15 protein-coding genes are annotated in these 17,651 nt (G+C 65.5%); 11 read left to right on the top strand and 4 right to left on the bottom strand.

Going from position 1 to position 17,651, the window contains the following annotated elements; genetic code table 11:
* From AC5IJH_RS11415 to AC5IJH_RS11395, 5 genes are all read left to right on the top strand, one after another.
* Positions 1-1,169, top strand: a 1,169-nt coding sequence (locus AC5IJH_RS11415; protein ID WP_491902944.1) for an OmpA family protein, incomplete at its 5' end; no start/stop codon positions are given.
* A gap of 106 nt (positions 1,170-1,275) precedes the next feature.
* Positions 1,276-2,232 carry an NAD(P)-dependent oxidoreductase gene (locus tag AC5IJH_RS11410; RefSeq protein ID WP_491902943.1) on the top strand — a complete coding sequence of 319 codons (957 nt, stop codon included), beginning with the start codon at positions 1,276-1,278 and terminating at the stop codon, positions 2,230-2,232.
* 8 nt (positions 2,233-2,240) lie between these two features.
* Positions 2,241-3,026 (top strand): SDR family NAD(P)-dependent oxidoreductase, encoded by a 786-nt coding sequence (locus AC5IJH_RS11405; protein WP_491902942.1) that lies wholly within the window; start codon positions 2,241-2,243, stop codon positions 3,024-3,026.
* 74 nt (positions 3,027-3,100) lie between these two features.
* The gene (locus AC5IJH_RS11400) at positions 3,101-3,535 is read left to right on the top strand and encodes a DoxX family protein (protein ID WP_491902941.1); all 435 of its coding nucleotides are present in this window, start codon (positions 3,101-3,103) and stop codon (positions 3,533-3,535) included.
* 160 nt (positions 3,536-3,695) lie between these two features.
* Positions 3,696-5,402: a tetratricopeptide repeat protein gene (locus AC5IJH_RS11395; RefSeq protein WP_491902940.1), complete on the top strand. Its 1,707-nt coding sequence runs from the start codon at positions 3,696-3,698 to the stop codon at positions 5,400-5,402.
* Here the strand turns inward: AC5IJH_RS11395 and AC5IJH_RS11390 are convergent.
* Both AC5IJH_RS11390 and AC5IJH_RS11385 read right to left on the bottom strand, forming a co-directional pair.
* On the bottom strand, positions 5,399-5,647 hold the full coding sequence (locus AC5IJH_RS11390) for a hypothetical protein (RefSeq protein ID WP_491902939.1): 249 nt from the start codon (positions 5,645-5,647) through the stop codon (positions 5,399-5,401). The two genes, AC5IJH_RS11395 and AC5IJH_RS11390, sit on opposite strands and share 4 nt — an antisense overlap.
* Positions 5,648-5,649: 2 nt before the next feature.
* A complete protein-coding gene (locus AC5IJH_RS11385; protein ID WP_491902938.1) occupies positions 5,650-7,425 on the bottom strand; it encodes a DUF885 domain-containing protein in 1,776 nt (591 codons plus the stop codon).
* Positions 7,426-7,557: 132 nt separating this feature from the next.
* Here AC5IJH_RS11385 and AC5IJH_RS11380 point away from each other — a divergent pair, with 132 nt between their 5' ends.
* The 5 genes from AC5IJH_RS11380 (at position 7,558) to AC5IJH_RS11360 (ending at position 13,589) form a co-directional block, all read left to right on the top strand.
* Positions 7,558-8,574 carry a zinc-dependent alcohol dehydrogenase family protein gene (locus AC5IJH_RS11380; protein WP_491902937.1) on the top strand — a complete coding sequence of 339 codons (1,017 nt, stop codon included), beginning with the start codon at positions 7,558-7,560 and terminating at the stop codon, positions 8,572-8,574.
* 276 nt (positions 8,575-8,850) lie between these two features.
* A complete protein-coding gene (locus AC5IJH_RS11375) occupies positions 8,851-9,126 on the top strand; it encodes a hypothetical protein (RefSeq protein ID WP_491902936.1) in 276 nt (91 codons plus the stop codon).
* A 243-nt stretch (positions 9,127-9,369) separates the two neighbouring features.
* Positions 9,370-10,311 carry an ATP-binding cassette domain-containing protein gene (locus AC5IJH_RS11370; protein ID WP_491902935.1) on the top strand — a complete coding sequence of 314 codons (942 nt, stop codon included), beginning with the start codon at positions 9,370-9,372 and terminating at the stop codon, positions 10,309-10,311.
* The gene (locus AC5IJH_RS11365) at positions 10,304-11,185 is read left to right on the top strand and encodes an ABC transporter permease (protein ID WP_491902934.1); all 882 of its coding nucleotides are present in this window, start codon (positions 10,304-10,306) and stop codon (positions 11,183-11,185) included. The genes AC5IJH_RS11370 and AC5IJH_RS11365 overlap by 8 nt, the downstream gene beginning before the upstream one ends.
* A 202-nt stretch (positions 11,186-11,387) precedes the next feature.
* Positions 11,388-13,589 carry a chymotrypsin family serine protease gene (locus AC5IJH_RS11360; RefSeq protein WP_491902933.1) on the top strand — a complete coding sequence of 734 codons (2,202 nt, stop codon included), beginning with the start codon at positions 11,388-11,390 and terminating at the stop codon, positions 13,587-13,589.
* Between the two features lie 28 nt (positions 13,590-13,617).
* Here the strand turns inward: AC5IJH_RS11360 and AC5IJH_RS11355 are convergent, their stop codons facing one another.
* Both AC5IJH_RS11355 and AC5IJH_RS11350 read right to left on the bottom strand, forming a co-directional pair.
* Positions 13,618-15,513, bottom strand: coding sequence for a sensor histidine kinase (locus AC5IJH_RS11355; RefSeq protein ID WP_491902932.1), 1,896 nt, complete (start codon positions 15,511-15,513; stop codon positions 13,618-13,620).
* A gap of 168 nt (positions 15,514-15,681) precedes the next feature.
* Positions 15,682-16,740 carry a YpdA family putative bacillithiol disulfide reductase gene (locus AC5IJH_RS11350; RefSeq protein ID WP_491902931.1) on the bottom strand — a complete coding sequence of 353 codons (1,059 nt, stop codon included), beginning with the start codon at positions 16,738-16,740 and terminating at the stop codon, positions 15,682-15,684.
* A gap of 131 nt (positions 16,741-16,871) precedes the next feature.
* Between AC5IJH_RS11350 and AC5IJH_RS11345 the strand changes: the two genes are divergently transcribed.
* Positions 16,872-17,651: a PIG-L deacetylase family protein gene (locus AC5IJH_RS11345; RefSeq protein WP_491902930.1), complete on the top strand. Its 780-nt coding sequence runs from the start codon at positions 16,872-16,874 to the stop codon at positions 17,649-17,651.

The raw sequence follows: 17,651 nt of genomic DNA, 5'->3' as shown, positions 1-17,651 counted from the left end.
TCATGCAGAACAAGGTGCTGCACGACAAGACCGAGGGCGTCATCTCGCCGATCAATGCGCATGCCTCGCTGCTGCCGCGCGGTCTCTACACCAAGAGCACCGCGGAGCGGAACCCGGCCGACATCATCACTCGCAACGATCGCTCGCCGCTGGATCTCTACGAGGCGATCAACGCCGTGCAGATTGCGCAGGCCGCCGGCGCGGATAAGAACGCGCCCGACATCCTCGCGCGCGCGCGTCAGGAGCTCTCCAACGCGCAGGACCTCGACCGTCACAAGCACGATCGCAAGCAGGAAGTGACGTACGCTCGTGCCGCCGTCCAGACCGCCGAGGATGCGCGCCTGGTGACCTTGCGCAAGATCCAGGCAGAGCAGCGTGCCGCCGAACAGGCCGAGCAGCAGGCTCGTCAGGAAGCGGCGAAGCAGGATGCAGAAAAGGCGCACCAGGCCGAGCAACAGGCGCAACTTGCGCAGCAGCAGGCACAGCTCCAGGCCCAGCAACAGGCCGCGCAGCGTGCCGAGGCAGAGGCCAACGCGGAACGTGCCCGTGCCGCGCAGCAATCTGCCGAGCAGCAGGCGACCGATGCTCGCCGGCAGACAGAGCAGTTGCGTGAGCAGATTCGCCAGCAGCTCAACTCCATCCTGCAGACGCAGGAGACGCCGCGCGGTCTCGTCGTCAATCTGTCGGACGTGCTCTTTGCCACCGGCCGCTACAACCTGAAACAGGATGCGCAGCTCAAGCTGGCGCGCGTCGCGGGCATCTTCGAAGCGCACCCCGATCTGAAGGTGCAGGTCGAGGGCTACACCGACACGACGGGCAGCCAGGAGTTCAACCAGAAGCTCTCGAACGAGCGCGCGAGCACCGTGCAGACCTTCCTCGAGCAGCAGGGCGTGTCTGCGCAAAACGTAAGCGCCATCGGTTACGGAGAGGCTGACCCGGTCGCCGACAACAGCACCGCCGCCGGTCGCCAGCAGAACCGTCGCGTGGAGCTGGTCGTCTCCGGCCCGTCCATCGGCATACCGAACCAGACGACTCCCGCCCAGACCGCTGCCAACCAGCCCGCGGCGGCTCCTTCGGGCAACCAGCCAACGGCCGCGCCCATGCCCATGCCCTCTCAGCCTGCCGCCGGCAATTCCAGCGGCGTCAGCAACCCGCCCGAGCCACAGTAGTAGACAGACAAGCGCGTTTTCGATGCAGGCTGCCTTCACCGGCAGCCTGTATCGTTCCGGCACTCCACTTCATCTCATCGGAGTAGCCCTCCTCGAAGGAGTCCCGGTGACCACTCCGCAACTTGCATTTCTTGGCCTCGGCCAGATGGGCACGCCGCTCGCCCGCTTACTGCTGCATCAGTGCCACTCTGTCCGCCTCTGGAATCGTGACCGCGCCAAGACCGAAGCGCTCAGTCAGAACAGCGCCAGCAGCCCCGAAGACGCAGTGCGCGACGCGGACATCGTCTTCACCATCCTGAGCGACGACAAGGCAAACGAGGCCGTCCTCTTCGGCGACGAACACGCCGGCAGCCGCGGCTTCATCGACGCGATGAAGCCCGGCGCCATTCACGTCACCCTGTCCACTATCAGCACCGCGCTCGCGCGGCGCACTACCGCTTCGCATGAAGAGCGCGGCCAGCGCCACGTCGCTGCGCCCGTCTTCGGTCGACCTCGCGTGGCGGAGCAGGGCAAACTGTGGATCGTCACCGCCGGCGCACCTGATGCCCTCGAGCAGGTGCAGCCGTTGCTCGCCGGCATCAGCCGCGGCATCAGTGTGGTTGGCGCTGAGCCGTGGCAGGCGCACGCACTCAAGCTCGGCGGCAACCTGATGATCACCGCGATGATCCAGACGCTCTCCGAAGCCTTCGTCTACGCCGAAGCCCAGGGCATCGCCCCGTCGCTCTTCCACCAGGCCATCAACAGCGCGCTCTTTCAGTCGCCGCTGTACGAGGCTTACGGCCACACCATCTTGGAACCGCCGGAGACGCCCGGCGCCACCGTGCGGCTCGGCATCAAGGACACGCGCCTGGTGCGCGAAGCCGCAGAGGAAGCCGGCATCCGCATCCCGCTGGCCGACTATTTTGCCGGCGTCCTTCATCGCGCAGAGGAGTCCGGCTTCGCCGAAGCGGACTGGGCCGTCGGTCAATACCGCATGGCCCAGCAGGACGCGCCACTGCATCCGCAGGACGGCGAACCCGCGGCTGCGGCCTCAACAAACGCTGCTAACGGCAAGAGGTCATAATCGAAGCCATGCCGCTCTCGAACTCCATCCTTGCCAACCGCACCGTTCTGATCACCGGGGCCAGCGCCGGCATCGGACTCGCCACAGCGCGCGTCTTCGCTGCCGAGGGCGCACGCCTGCTGCTCGCCGCTCGCCGCCTCGATCGGCTGAACGCTGAAGCCACCTCGCTCAACGGCGCAGCCGGCGTCTACACCGTGCAGCTCGATGTCACCGACGCCGAGGCAGTGGACCGCACCATCGGCGCTCTGCCAGCACAGTGGCAGGAGATCGACATCCTCATCAACAACGCCGGCCTGAGCCGCGGCCTCGACAAGCTCTACGAAGGCAAGCGCCAGGACTGGGAAGAGATGATCGACACCAACGTGAAGGGGCTGCTCTATGTCACGCGCGCCGTGGTGCCCGGCATGGTCGCGCGAGGCCGCGGCCACATCGTAAACCTCGGCTCCACCGCCGGACGTGTTACGTATCCGAGCGGCGCCGTGTACTGCGCCACCAAGGCTGCCGAACGCTCGATCACCGAAGGCCTGCGTGAAGACCTGCTCGGCACGCCGCTGCGCGTCACCACCATCGACCCCGGCATGGTCGAGACCGAGTTCAGCGAAGTGCGCTTCCGCGGTGACAAAGAACGCGCCGCCAAGGTCTACGAGAACATCACTCCGCTCACCCCGGAAGACGTTGCCGATGCCATCGTCTACGCCGTCACGCGGCCGCCGCACGTCAACATCTCGGAGATCCTGCTCACCCCTCTCGCCCAGGCCAACTCGCTGCTCTTCCATCGCACACCGCCTAAATAGGCGGTCCCTGCCTGCGCGCGAATCAGCATTCTCGTCTAGCATGGTGCCGGCGTTCGTGCCTGTAGGTTTGCATAATGACGAGTTACGACTCCGCACTCGATAGCGACGCCTGGGGCCGGCTCGTGCTGCGCCTCATGGTGGGCTGGATCTTCCTCGTGGAAGGCATCCAGAAGTTCCTCTTCCCCGCCGCACTCGGCGTGGGCCGCTTCGCCAGGATCGGCATCCCGTGGCCGCACTTCACGGCGCCCTTTGTCGGCGGCGTCGAGATCGCCTGCGGGCTGCTCCTGATCGTCGGCCTGCTCACCCGGCCCGCCACCATCCCACTGCTCATCGATATCTCGGTCGCGATCGCCACGACGAAGATTCCCCTGCTCCACAACCAGGGCTTCTGGGCTGCCATGCACGAGACGCGCACCGACCTCTGCATGCTGCTTGGCCTGGTCGCAATCCTGCTGCTCGGGCCCGGGTTTCTCTCCTGCGACGCAAAGCGCTTCTTCGGCGGCGCGTAAGCCGCCGTCTATACTCAAGCCCGGCCTCCCACGGCATCCTGCCCTCCCGAGTGATCTCGTCATGCGTCGTCTCGTTCTCGCCTCGCTCCTGCTACTCGCCACAACGTCTGGCACGTATTTTGCACGCGCACAGGCTTCTGCTCCAAGCTGTCATAACGGTATGGAGATGGTCGCACTGCCCGCGCCCTCCGATCTGCCCGTTCCCGTGCGCATGATCGGCATCGGCAACAGCCATCTTGCGATCACGGCGACGCCCGAGGCGCAACAGTGGTTCGACCAGGGCCTGAACCTGCTCCACGACTTCTGGGATTACGAGTCGGCGCGCGCGTTCGAACAGGGCATCCGCGTCGACCCGAAGTGCGCGATGTGCCAGTGGGGCCTCTACCAGGCGCTGATGTTCCGCAGCGGCGAGACCAGCCTCTCCACACAGCAGGCGCTCAACGCCGCAGTGGCGTTGCGCAGCAAAGTGAGCCGGCACGAGCAGCTCTACCTCGATGCGCTCGCCGCGAACGATGCAGCAGACGTCGCTGCCAAGCCGGGCGACGATCCCGACACGACGAAGACCGAGGCGATCTGGCGCGACATCGTGAAGCAGTATCCGGACGACGTGCAGGCAAAGCTCTTCCTGGCCGGCATCCTCCGCGATGGTTATGACGACGACGGGCAGCCGAAGAAGGGCCAGCAGGAACAGATCGCGCTCATCCAGCAGGTGCTGCACACGAATCCGAATGACTCGGCAGCCAATCATTATTGGATTCACGCCGTCGAGGCGAGTCCTCATCCCGAGCAGGCGTTGCAGAGCGCCACTCTGCTTGCTTCGCTCGCGCCCGCCTCGGGCCACATGGTTCACATGCCCGGCCACATCTTCTATCGCAACGGCGACTACGCGCAGGCCGAGCATTGGTTCTTCGCCTCCACCGAGGTCGAGGAGCGCTATCAGCGCGAGCAGCACGTCGCGGTTGACGACGACTGGAACTACGTCCACAACCTGATGTACTCGATCGCGAACCTGCTCGAAGAAGGCAAGCTGCAGCAGGCCAATGCGCTCTCTGCGAAGCTGCCGGCGGCTCGCGGTCGCTTTGCGCCGACACTCTACACGCAGTCACCGCGCGACAGCATGTCGCGCCTCGATCCGCTGCTGCCGGTCGCGCTGCGCACCGGCGACTGGCCCGCCGTGCTCCGCCTGGTCGATGCCACACACCCGGACGCGAAGCTTGAGAACCTGAACTTGCTTGCAGGCCAGTTGCGTGAGTTCGCCACCGGCATGGTGGCCGTGGACAATGGCGATGTCTCCTCCGCGCAGGCTGCCTCGCAGCGGCTGGATGCGCAGCTCTGGCGCTTGTCGCAGCAGGTGCACGACGCTCCTCCGCGGAAGAAGCCGTCTCCTGCCGCACCCGCGATGGCGCAGGTCATGCCGGACGCGCTCGCGCCCCCACTGCTCAGCAATCTCTCGACGCTATCGCTGGAGCTGCGTGCCGCCATCGCGGCGCACCAGCACAAACTCGAAGAAGCAAAGTCGCTGTACAAGCAGGCCGCGCATGAGGAGAAGGCGCTCGGCTATGCGGAGCCGCCCCGCTCCATTCGCCCGGTTGCCGAGGCCGAAGGTCTGGCTCTGCTCGATGCGGGTGATGCAACAGGCGCGCACGCTGCATATGCACTGGCGCTCGAGGCTCGCCCCAACTCCGGATTCGCGCTCTACGGCATGGCACGCGCCAGCGAGACCGCGGGCCATGTCGAGATCGCGCGCACGGAATACGCGAAGCTGCTCGATGCCTGGCGCACCGCCGACTCCGGACTCCCGGAACTCGAACACGCGCGGCAGTTCATCGCTTCAGGCGGCGCAGTGGTCGCCAGCATCCGGCGCTAGTTCGCCTTCGGAGCTACCGGCGCGTCCAGCGCCGCCAGCGCAGACTCCACCTGTGCCAGCGCAGCTTCAAGCGCAGCGCGGCGATGCGGATTCGCCGTGCGCGCGGACAGGATCTGTTCGCGTTCCAGCTCCAGCCGCTGCCGCGTGCGTTCCTTGTCGCCGTCGATGCGCGGCCGATTGTCCACCGGCCGCTCGCGCTCTGCCTGCTGCTCCTCAACCGCCTTCGACTCCCAGCCCTTCGACATAATCACCTCTGACTCGGAATGAAGTCTTCAACCACCGCCTGGCGCAGCAGATCCGGCGGCAACAGCCCCTGCGCCAGCAGGAAGTCGTGAAACTTCAGCGCATCGAACTTCGGGCCCAGCGCGGCCTGTGTCTCTTTCCGTAACTGCAACAGCTTCGTGTAACCGTAGAAGTAGCTGTTCGCCTGCCCCGGCGAGCGGTAGGTGAACCGCTCCACCTCTTCCTTGGCAAAGGCGTGGCTCAGCACCACATCCTGCTCCAGCACGCGGTACGCATCGGCTTCGGTCATCTTGCCGCTCTGCAGCTCAGGATCGGTGAAGGCGCGCGCCGCACGCAGCAGCCGCAACTGCAGCGTCAGCAGCTTGCCCTCGGCCGGCTCGTACGGCTCCATGATCCACTCTGAGTACAGCCCCCAGCCCTCCGCGTTCGTCGAGTTGAACGCATACAGCGCGCGTGCCTTGCTCACACCCTGCTCCACCATCGAGTCGAACTGCAGCTCGTGCCCCGGCCGCGCCTCGTGTGCCGTCAGCGTCCACGCCACTGCGTCGAATGTGAAGTCGTCGTACTTGTCCGCGGCGGCACCGTTCGAACCCGGGATATTCAGCGGCAGCACGAACTGGCCGCGCTGTCCGGTGTTTTCGAGAAATGGCGGCGGCACCATGTGTGGCGCCGGCTGCTGTGCCGTCTCGGCCGGTGTGGCCAGCCGGATGATCGCCGGGCGCGTTGGCAACGTCACCAGCCGCTCGCGGCGGATAATGTCCTCGATCGCCTTCAGCCGCGCTTCATAGAACGGCAGGATGGCGTCGCCCGTGATCTGTTGCTTCTTCAGCTCCCGGATCACATCGCGATAATCGCTCGATGCCCAGCCATGCTGTTTGGCGATTTGTGCCGCCAGCGGTGCCATTTGGCCCTGGTATTCCGAGAAGGCCTGGTGCGCCATGGCCGCGAGCTGCGCCGGCGGCAGGTCGACACCATACCCCTCCAGTCCCAGCGCATATTCCTCTGCAGGCTGGCGGAAATCCGTGCGCGCCTTGGGCAGCACGGTCGCCCGGGTCCAAGCGTCGTACGCCGTCAGCTCGTCTTTCAGCTTGCTGTAAGGCTCTTCCCATCCCGTCAGCTTGTATTTCGTGAATAGCGCGGCCATGCCCTCGATGTAGCTCTCGTTGCGGCCGAGCTCTGTCTCCATCTCGCCGCGCGACGGGTAGATCACGCCCGGCTTCTGCATCTGTTCGACGACGCGCTGCTTCAGGATGTCGGTGATCGGCTGATAGCCGCTCTCGAGCCCCGCATACTTGCGCAGCCGCACCAGCGCCGCTGGACGCCGCTCCGCTGCCACCTGGTCGTCGAGCAGCGTTCTCAGCCCGCCGAACACCAACTCATGCGCGTTGATGAACGGCACTTGGTGCGCCTCCTGGTAAGCCTCGGTGCGGAAGCGCAGGTCCAGCGCCTTCTGCACGATCGCCAGGTCTTCGCGGACGCGCTTATCAGGCTCGGTCGCCGCAGCAGCCTTCAGTTTGGCCGAAACCGCGTGCAATTCTGCACGCTCTGCCTGCTCATCTGCCAGCGTCGGGCGGCTCGACTCCCTGTCGAACTGCGCCAGCCCTTGCTGCGAGCCCTGCTCCGGCGAATGCCGCAGCTCGACCGCAAGCACCTGTTGGGTGTACGCGTCGCTCGCTGCAATCCACGCCTTGCTCTCCGCCGGTTTCACCGCGCCCGGCGTCTGCGCCATCGTACTCGCCGCCAGCCCTGCACACACCGCCGCCACGATCCTGATCCGCAAACCCGACCTCCTGGCCGAAGCACCAATATACGAGGCCTCCTCCACCCCGGGTTTGCCCGGCTGGACCGGCGACGAAGACAAACCGCCAGTCGACTCATGCATCTTCGCCTGCGCTCGCGCTCTAATAGAGCCATGAAAGCCTGGCGCATCCCTTCCTTCGGCATCGATCAGCTCTCGCTCGACGAAGTTCCCACCCCGCAGCCCGGCCCGGGTGAGGTGCTCGTCGATGTGCACGCTGTCTCGCTCAACTATCGCGACCTGTTGATGGTCCTCGGCCACTACAACCCAAAGCTCGAGCCCAACCGGATCCCGTGCTCCGACGGCTCGGGAACCATCGCCGCTATTGGCGAGGGGGTAACGCGAGTCGCGGTCGGCGATCGGGTCACCGGCCTCTTTTTCCAGAACTGGCAGGACGGCCAGCCCACGCCGGAGAAACACAAGGGCGCCCTTGGCGGCGACATCAACGGCATGCTCGCCCAGCAGGTCGTGCTCCGGGAGGATGGCGTGCTCCCGTTTCCCAGCCGGCTCAGCTTCGAACAGGCCGCCACGCTGCCCTGCGCGGGGCTGACCGCATGGAACGCCCTCACCGATGCCGCCCGGCTGGCCCCCGGCGATACCGTCCTGATCCAGGGGACCGGCGGGGTCTCCATCTTCGCCCTGCAGTTCGCCAAGGCGCTCGGGGCCCAGGTCCTCGGCACCTCGTCGAGCGATGAAAAGCTGAAGCGTGCCACGAAGTTAGGGCTAGATGCCGGACTCAACTACCGCGCCAACCCGGAATGGGCCAAGTGGGCCCAGCACCAGACTGCCGGACGCGGCGTGGATCTGGTGGTCGAGGTCGGCGGCGCCGGCACCTTCCAGCAATCCCTGGCGGCAGCGGGGGTGGGCGGCACGATCGCCCAGATCGGCATCCTCGGTGGCCGGGAGAAGGACCTGCAGATCACCCCTATCCTACAGAAATTGCTCAAGGTACATGGCGTCTTCGTCGGCTCCCGGGCTCAGTTCGCAGCCATGAACCGGGCCATCGAAAGCCTGGGGATCCAGCCCGTGGTCGACCGCGTCTTCTCCTACGGCGAAGCGCGTGAGGCGTTCACCACGATGCAAGATGGCTCCCACTTTGGCAAGATTGTGATCTCCGTGAAGACCCCGTAGTAACCATTCCCGCGAGCACCAACTCCCGGGTGACTACATCTCACCCGTAAGCAGCAGGCAAGAAATCTACTTCTACCGCTGGCTCGTCCTTGCTAAGGTACGAGTCAGCGGATCGCCAGCAGTGGAGTTTAGGGGTGCCATTTCAGTTCAACCGGAAAATATTTCCGGGAAACTGGGAGACTCCTTCTCACCTTCGGCATCTGATGAGTGCACTTGGACCTTCAGTTCCGGGGTTCACGTGTTCCTGAAGCCGCTCTTAACCGTGAGGAGCATGACATGAATTGGATACTGGAGTTTCTGCAGTCCATCTTTGAGGCTATCTTCGGCTGCCGCCACAGCAATCTCTCTCGCCCGTTCACCATCGCTGGCCACACCTACAAGGTGTGCATGGAGTGCAGCAATCAGGTGTTCTACTCCCGGGAGACGATGAAGCCTCTGAACCGTCGTGAGCTGCGTCAGTTGCGCGCTGCAGAACTCACAGCCGGGGTTGCGATGATGCCGTCCACCGACGAGGCACGCCGCGCCGCACGCCGCAAGACGGTCGCTGCCTAAACAAACCTGCTCCGCTTGCACCGGCTGTCCATCCGGCAACCAGACCGGAAACCTTTGCACCAGCCGGTGCGCTTCTCTCGCCGACGCCTCTCGTTCGGCATCCGCTCTTCGCAGTGACCGCTGTTTGACAAGTGCTCCGGCCGTATTCCCCGCGGCTGGAGCTTTGTCATCACGCCAAAACTGCCCATGTAGACTGAGCGCGAGCCGCGCCCGCATCCGGCTCTCCCCGGAGCCCACCCGCGCTTGATCGTCAGCCTCGATCGCCTCAGCAAGATCTACACCGGCAAGCAGCGCGTCACCGCGCTCGATGGCATCTCGCTGGCCGTCAACGAGGGCGAGATCTTCGGCCTGCTCGGGCCCAATGGTGCCGGCAAGACCACCACCATCAGCATCTCCACCACCCGCGCGCTGCCCACCTCGGGCACCGTCGCCATCGCCGGTGTCGACGTGGTGCGCCACCCCTCCGCCGCACGCCGGCTGATCGGGGTCGTGCCGCAATACAACACCCTTGATCGCTCGCTCACCATCTTCGAGAACATCTACTTCCACTGCCGCTACTTCGGCTTCACCTCCGCCGACTCCTCGTCACGCGCGCAGTCACTGCTCGAGCAGTTCCACCTCGGCGAACGTGGCAAGGCCATGCCGAGCCAGCTCTCCGGTGGACTGCAGCAGCGGGTGCAGATCGCGCGCGCCATCGCGCATCGACCGCGCGTGCTCTTCCTCGATGAGCCCAGCGCCGGCCTCGACCCGCAGAGCCGCATCGCCATGTGGGACGCCGTCACCGCGCTGCGCCAGGAAGGTATCACCGTCGTGCTGACCACGCACTACATGGAAGAGGCGGACACCCTCTGCGACCGGCTCGCCATCATCGATCATGGCCGCATCCTCGCGCTGGATACGCCCGCGGCCATCAAGGCGTCGGGCGGCGGCGAGACGGCATTCGATCTCAAGCTGCGCTCCCTCGACCAGCTTGAGACGCTCGCCGGCACCTTTCGCTCGCTGCCTCAGGTCACCGCGGCTGAGGTCACGCCCACCGGCCTTCGCGTCTTTGCACGCGCCATCGATGGGCTGCTACCCCGCATCGTCGAGACTGCGTCCACCGCCGGCCTGCGCGACCTCACCATGACAGAGCCCAGCCTCGAAACCGTCTTCATCCGCATGACCGGGAGAGACCTCCGTGAGTAGCTCCGCCTCCGCCCCTCTGCTCTCGACTGCGCCGCCGGCCGGCCCACCTGCGCGCTCGGCCTCCATGCTCTCCGCCTTCGCCGGCCTCATGCTGCGCGACTTCCGCGTGCTGCGGCGTGAGCTCTTCGCCTTCGCGGTGCGCGTCATCATGCAACCGCTGCTGTTCCTCTTTGTCTTCACCTACGTCATCCCGCACATGGGCGCGCGCGGCGCCAACCCCATGCAGTCGAATGCCGCAATGACCGCCTCCGGCGTCAACTTCGGAACCGTTCTGCTCCCCGGCCTGATGGCCGTCGCCATCATGTTCACCGGCATCGCCGCCGTCGCGCTGCCGCTGTCGGCTGAGTTCGGCATCACGCGCGAGATTGACGACCGCGTCATGTGTCCCCTGCCGGTCGGCTTCGTAGCGTTTGAGAAGGTCTGCTTCTCCGCATTGCAGAGCATCTTTGCCGCACTGCTCGTGATGCCCCTCGCCATTTACATTCCGGCCACACCTGTAGCGGTGCATGTCGCCAGCTGGCCGCTGCTCATCGTCGTGCTGGTGCTGGCCAGCCTGGTCGCCGGCGCGCTCGGCCTTGCCATCGGCGCCAGCGTGCCGCCCAAGCAGATCGGCCTCATCTTCTCGATCGTGGTCGTCCCGATCACCTTTCTCGGCTGCGTCTACTACCCATGGGCGTTCCTCCAGCAGATCCGCTGGCTGCAGATCGCGGTGCTGGTGAATCCCATCGTCTACATGAGCGAGGGGCTGCGCGCCGCGCTCACCCCAGGCGTGCCGCACATGCACCCGCTCGCCATCGTCTTTGCCCTGCTCGTCTCCTTTGGCATCCTGGGCTGGATCGGCATGCGCAGCTTCCTGCGCCGCATCCTGTCCTGACACTCCCGACGAATCTTCACACTCCGCCGCACAACTTCCCTGCCCCGTCTGCGTCACTAAGGCTGGCAGCAGCCGTGCGTTTGCGAACGCCGCCCACTGCAACCTTCGTGCGCAGCGGCCGTCCATCGTCGAAACGTACAATCAGCAGGAGACGCAGTCACGGTTGCCGATGCTCCGCTCAGACTCCATCACGGTACCCCCCATGCCCGCTGCGCCGGCGCAGCCCGCCCATGGCCGCACGCGTCTGCTCGCAACGCTGCTTCCACTGGCGCTCGCGATTGCGGGCTGCGGCGGATCTGGATACAGCGCAAACCCCTCGGCCGGCACCTTCTCGATCACACCCGGCACGAGCAGCATCAGCACCAGCGGCCAGCTTCAGTTCAGCGCCACACTGCCTGACGGAACGCCCGCAACCAACGTCCACTGGGTGATCGTGGCCGGCCAGAACGACACCAACTTCGGCGAAGGCTCCATCGACAGCAGCGGTCTCTACCTGCCGCCCAGCGCGTTATCGCAGGACTCCGTGCAGGTGAAGGTGCAGGCCAACCTCACCAGCAACACCTTCCAGAGCGCCAGCGCCGTCATCACCGTCACCCCCAGCTTCATCCAGCCGGTCACGCCTGAGAACGCCGCGCTCTCGCCCGGAGCGACGCTGCCCCTGACCGCGTCGATCAGCGAAGTCGGCGGCGGCACCGTCCAGTGGAGCCTCTCTACATCGCCGACCAGCGCGGCCAGCCCGGGCTCCACCGCCGGCACGCTCAGCAGCACGCACTGCCAGCGCAGCAGCCCCCGCTCCGCAAACCCCAGTTACACGAGCTGCACGGTTACCTACACGGCTCCATCCGCTGTGCCGGCACAGCCCGTCTACATCCTGGGCACCGTGCAGTCAAACCCCGGCACCGTCACCAGCAGCAGGCTACTGCTGAACAGTGCCGGCCTCAACAGCTCCCCACTCTCGAACCAGGCAGCGCAGACCTCGGCCGTCCAGATGGGCTCCTCCGGCGGCAACAATAACGATGTGGACGTCGATGCCTCGGGCAACATCCTCGACTGCGCCAGCGGCACACTTGGCGCGCTCGTCGCGGACCAGGCCAGCAATCTCTACATCCTCAGCAACAATCACGTGCTCGCGGAGTCTGACCAGGCCGGCGCCGGCAACAGCATCATCCAACCCGGCCTCGTCGATACCGGTTGCACCCAGCTCACCACCGGCAGCACCGGCATGCGCAGCATCGGCACGCTCCAGTACTGGGCGCCGCTGCTCAACAACTCTGTCAACATCGACGCCGCACTCGCGAACACCAGCGCGGCCTCCGTTGACAGCACAGGCGCGATCCTCTCGCTCGGCGCACCCGGGAGCGGTACGAATGCGATCGGCGCCGCCGCGCCCGCCGGCGGCACCGGAGAGGCGCTCACCGCGGCCAATCTCAACAACCTGCGCGTGGCGAAGAGCGGCCGCACCACCGGGCTGACCTGCTCGACCGTCGACGTGATCAACGCCGCCGTCAAGGTGTCCTATTACAAGGACGCCGCAGAGACGCAGTTCTACACAGCGAAGACCTTCATCAACCAGATCGGCATTCCCGGCAACTCGTTCTCCGATTCCGGCGACTCCGGAGCGCTCGTCGTCGATACGTCAAACGCGCAGCCCGTCGGGCTGTTCTACGCAGCCTCGAGCGGCACCAGCACCTCACCCGGCGAGAGCTTCGCGAACCCCATCGGGGATGTGCTCACGGAGCTTGCGCAGTACAGCAGTGCGCCGGCTGGCACCAGCTTCTCCGTCGTCGGTGGCGCGCCACATCCCGTCACCTGCCTCGACTTCGACAGCAACACGGCCCGCAGCAGCAGCGCCGTCGCAGAGATCGCACTCGGTGCCGCGCAGGCCGTCGTCGCCCGCGAATCCGCCCGGCTCGTTGATCCAGGCAAGGGCATCCTCGGTCTCGCGGCAGGCGTCAGCCTTGATCAGCCCGGACAGCCTGCAGTGCTCGTCTATGTCGATCGCGACCACGCCAACGACGTCACAGTTCCGCAGACCCTCGGTGGACTCCCGACCCGGGTGATCGCGACCACCGCGCACGATCTCGCCAGCAACACCGTGGCTGCAAACGCGACCGCCACCACCGGCATTCACCTCTCGGCTACAGTGCTCGACGCGGCCCGCGCCGTCGCGCAGCAGCACACCGCCGAGGTGCTCAGCGATCCCGCCTACTTCGGCATCGGCGTGTCGCAGAGCCTCGACCATCCGCAGGAGGCCGCCCTCATGGTCTTCGTCGATCGCACGCGCAGGCCGCGCTCTGCGCCCGCCACCATCGGCGGTGTGCGTGTGCGCTATCGCGTGCTCAGCCCCATCCGCGTCAACGCGCACGCCGCGGCGCAGCCACTGCCCGCGGCAATCTCTCACTAGAAGATTTCGTTGTTCGTTCAGCCCGGCGTCAGGAGACGGCTGCGGCCTCGACTGGCTTTGCCGTCTCATGTGCCGCAACAGGCTCGACGCCATCGTCGGGGAAGAACAGCATGAACACTGTGCCGGTCCGCGCGGTCCCCACGCCATCGACCACAGGAGTCGCTGAGCGGCTGCGCGCCCGGATGAGGCCATGGTGCTTGTTCATGATGTCCTGCGTGACCCAGAGGCCCAGCCCCGTGCCGGTCGCCATCTTGGTCGTGAAGAACGGCTCGAAGATCCGGCGCTGCACCGCTTCCGGCATGCCGCACCCGGTATCCGCGACAACCACGCGCACACCGGAGCGGCCGTCCTGCCACGCGTGCGAGCGCCGCGCTCGCACCAGCAGCCGTCCGCCGCTGCTGCCCAGCGCGTCCAGCGCATTCGTCACCAGGTTTGCGAACACCTGGCGCAGGGCCCCGGCCAGGCAGTGGATCTCGATGTTCTTGCCGTAGCGCCGCTCCACCGTCACGCGCAGCGTGTGAACACGGCCGCTGTGCAGCGTCAGGATCGAATCGAGCAGTTCGCCCAGATTCGCCTGCGCCGGCAGGGTGGACGGCCGATAAAATCGCAGTGTCTGCTGCGTGATTTCTGACACACGCGCCAGCTCGTGCTGTGCCATGTCCGTGAACCGCTCTGCATCTTCGTTCAGGTCCGGCTGTGCCTTCAGCAGGAACAGCAGGTTCGTCACTGCCTCAAGCGGGTTGTTGATCTCGTGCGCGATGGACGCAGCGAGCTGCCCGGCCGCGGCCAGCTTCTCCGTGCGGCGCAGCGCATCCTCGGAGCGGCGGCGCTCCGTCGTGTCGATCAGCACCGCGCCCGCCCAGCGGATCTCCTGCTGTCCACTCTTCACCGGGTACATGCTCACGACCCAGCTGCGCGGCTTGCCGTCGCCGTCCTCCACTTGTAGCTCCAGCGGCTCCGCATAGGCGCCATCGAAGACGCGGGCCAGCTGACCGTGCAGGCGCTCGGCTTCGGGAGGATCGAAGAGGTCATCCGGCATGCTGCCCAGAAAGCGCGTCAACGGCACACCCAGCCCGGACGAAAGGAATTGGTTCACCCGGATGAACCGCCGCTGCCGGTCCAGAAATGCAAACCCGATCGGCGCGTGCGCCAGCATCGAGTCGAGCAGTGCCAGCGTGTCATTCAGTCCGCTGCGCTGCTCCTCCATCGAAAGCACCAGCAGGTTGAACGCCTCTGCCAGTTCGCCCGCCTCGTTCGTCTCGGACACCTCGAGCGGAAAGCCCTGCTTGGTCTCCGGATCGCGGATCAGCCGGCGCGTCGCATCCATCACCAGGTGCAGCGGCCGCGTGATTGATCGCGCCAGCCACGCTGACACGAACAGGCATCCGACCGCCCCCAGCAGCGCAGCCAGGATCGCGACTCGCAGCAGGTCGCGAATCTCCTGCTGCTCCGGGTGCCGGTTCTCCGCCACCCACGCATAACCAAGCAGTGTGCTGCCATTGCGCACCGGTCCGATGGCCTCACGATCGCCCCCGACATTGCGAAAGACCTGCGCACGCAGCGGCGCGCGGTTCAGCATCTCCTGCTCGATCGGGTTGAGCTGCGTCGCACGAACCGACTCGCTCGGCTCGACCAGCGATCGTCCTGCCGGGTCTGTGAAGCGCAGAAACGACACTGCCGTGCTCCGGCTCATCGCCTCCATCAATGCTTGCAGTTGGTGCGGCTGATTGTCAGCGATGGCGTCGGTGGCGATCGCCGAGAGCAGCGAGACCTGCTGATCCAGCCGGCGGTTCGCGCGTGTATGAATCTCGCCCAGCTCAGTTCGCAGGATGAGGGCAGCAAAGCAGAATGTGAACAGCAGCTCCAGCACGACAAAGCCGATCGTCAGTCGACTGCGTATCGTGCGGTACCGGTACCAGGGCATTCCGTTCAGTCCTTTGCTGGCAGCGGGGCCGTCACTTCCCCCTGTTTGAGACGGATCAGAGCGCGAATGGTCGCACGCTCGATGAAATCCTCAAGGTGACTTGGCCTTAGCAAGAGCCTACTCTGCCCCGTGGCCCCAGCGGAAGCGGAACTTTCGCCTAACGTTTGCCTAACGCAGCGACGGCTCCACCACTGCAACGTCCTGCCTGGCCGCGATATCCGTGGCGATTTGCCGCCCGTGAAAGCGCCCGTTCTCGATGAAGATCTCATTCGTGCGGGACCCGGCGACAATCACGCCGGCCAGGTAAATCCCCGGCACATTGCTCTCCAGGCTCGCCGGATCGCACGCCGGGCAACGATCCTTCCCGTCGATTGCAATGCCCAGCGACTCCAGAAACGCGAAGTCCGGGCGATACCCGGTCAACGCGAAGACGAAGTCATTGCGCAGCACACGCGGACCATCCGGCGTCCGCACCTCGACCGTGTCTTCGTGAATCGCCGCAACATCGCTGTTGAAGTACGCCTCCACCTCGCCTGCCTTGATGCGGTTCTCGATGTCCGGCAGAATCCAGTACTTCACATGGTGGTGCATCTTCGGCCCGCGGTGCACCAGCGTCACGCGCGCTCCGTGCCGCCACAGGTCGAGCGCCGCAATGGCCGCCGAATTCTTGCCCCCGATCACCACCACATCCATGTCGTAAAACGGGTGCGGATCGTCGTAGTAGTGCCGCACCTTGGGCAGCGTCTCGCCCGGGATGTCGAGATAGTTCGGCAGGTCGTAGTAGCCGGTCGCCACCACAATCTTGCGCGTGATGTATGTCTGCTCGCGGCCAAAGCGATCCGCCACCCGCACCTCGAACGCACCGTCCGCTCCGTCCACCCGCAGCACTCGCTCATACTGCCGCACGTCGAGCTGGTAGTGGTCCGTGACCTTGCGGTAGTACTCGAGCGCCTCGTCGCGCGTCGGCTTCTGATTGGGGCTGGAGAACGGAATATCGCCGATCTCAAGCAGCTCCGGCGTGGTGAAGAACGTCATGTTCGCCGGGTAGTGAAAGATCGAGTTGCACAGGCAGCCCTTGTCCACCAGCACCGAGCGCATGCCGCGCTTCTGCGTCTCGATGGCGCACGCCAGCCCGGTCGGCCCTGCGCCGATCACCAGCACGTCGAAGCGTGTCGCGCTGTGCCGTCGCGCCGCCGCTCGCTCCTCCATCTCGATCTTCTTGGCCATATCTCTAGCTTACGAGATGCACCAGGCCCCGCCTTGGATTGCGAGAATCGCATTGCGCAGGCACACTCGCAGATCATGCGTGACCACCGCATCCACCCCTGCCCGAGTCATGTCGCTCGACGGAGCTCAGTGTGAACCGGCGCGAGGTGCTGCTCGCGGCCACAAGACACGCGCCTGCGCTGCTCACTGCCAGCGTTCTTGCGCCTCACGTATTTCCGCAGGCCGCCGCACCCGCGCTCGACAATGCGCGCAACCCCGCGCGCCCTCGCAAGATTGTCGTCACCGGCGGCCACCCTGGCGATCCCGAGTACGGCTGCGGCGGCACCATCGCGCGGCTCACCGCACTCGGTCATGAGGTCGTGCTCTTCTATCTAAATGACGGAGCGTGGCCGCCCACGCCGTCCCCCGTGCGCATCGCTGAAGCTGCGAAGGCCTGCAGCATCCTTAAGGCTCACCCCGCCTACGCCGGCCAGATCAACGGCCACGCCATCGTCGACGAGGCGCACTACAACGCTTTCCAGAAGCTGCTCGCGACAGAGAAGCCCGATGCCGTCTTCACCCACTGGCCAATCGATAATCACCGCGATCACCGCGCCATTGCGAATCTCACGTACGACGCATGGCAGCAGTCCGGTCGCACCTTCGCGCTCTACTACTACGAGGTCTCGGACGGCGAAGACACCCAGCAGTTTTCACCCACTCGATACGTAAGCATCGATGCGACAGAAGCGCAGAAGCGCGCCGCCTGCTACGCGCACGCCAGCCAGTCGCCCGATCACTACTACCCTCTGCAGGACGCCGTAGCAAAATTCCGCGGCCTCGAGAGCGGCTACACGCGCGCCGAAGCCTTCGTGCCGCTGCACCAAAATCCGTTTGATCTGTTCTCCGTGGTTGGGCTTGAGACCCGCTGA

The sequence above is a fragment of the Candidatus Dedyshia acidiphila genome (genome assembly GCF_051025295.1).
Taxonomy (GTDB): Bacteria; Acidobacteriota; Terriglobia; order Terriglobales; family Acidobacteriaceae; genus KBS-83.
This window is presented reverse-complemented; position numbering and strand designations above follow the sequence as displayed.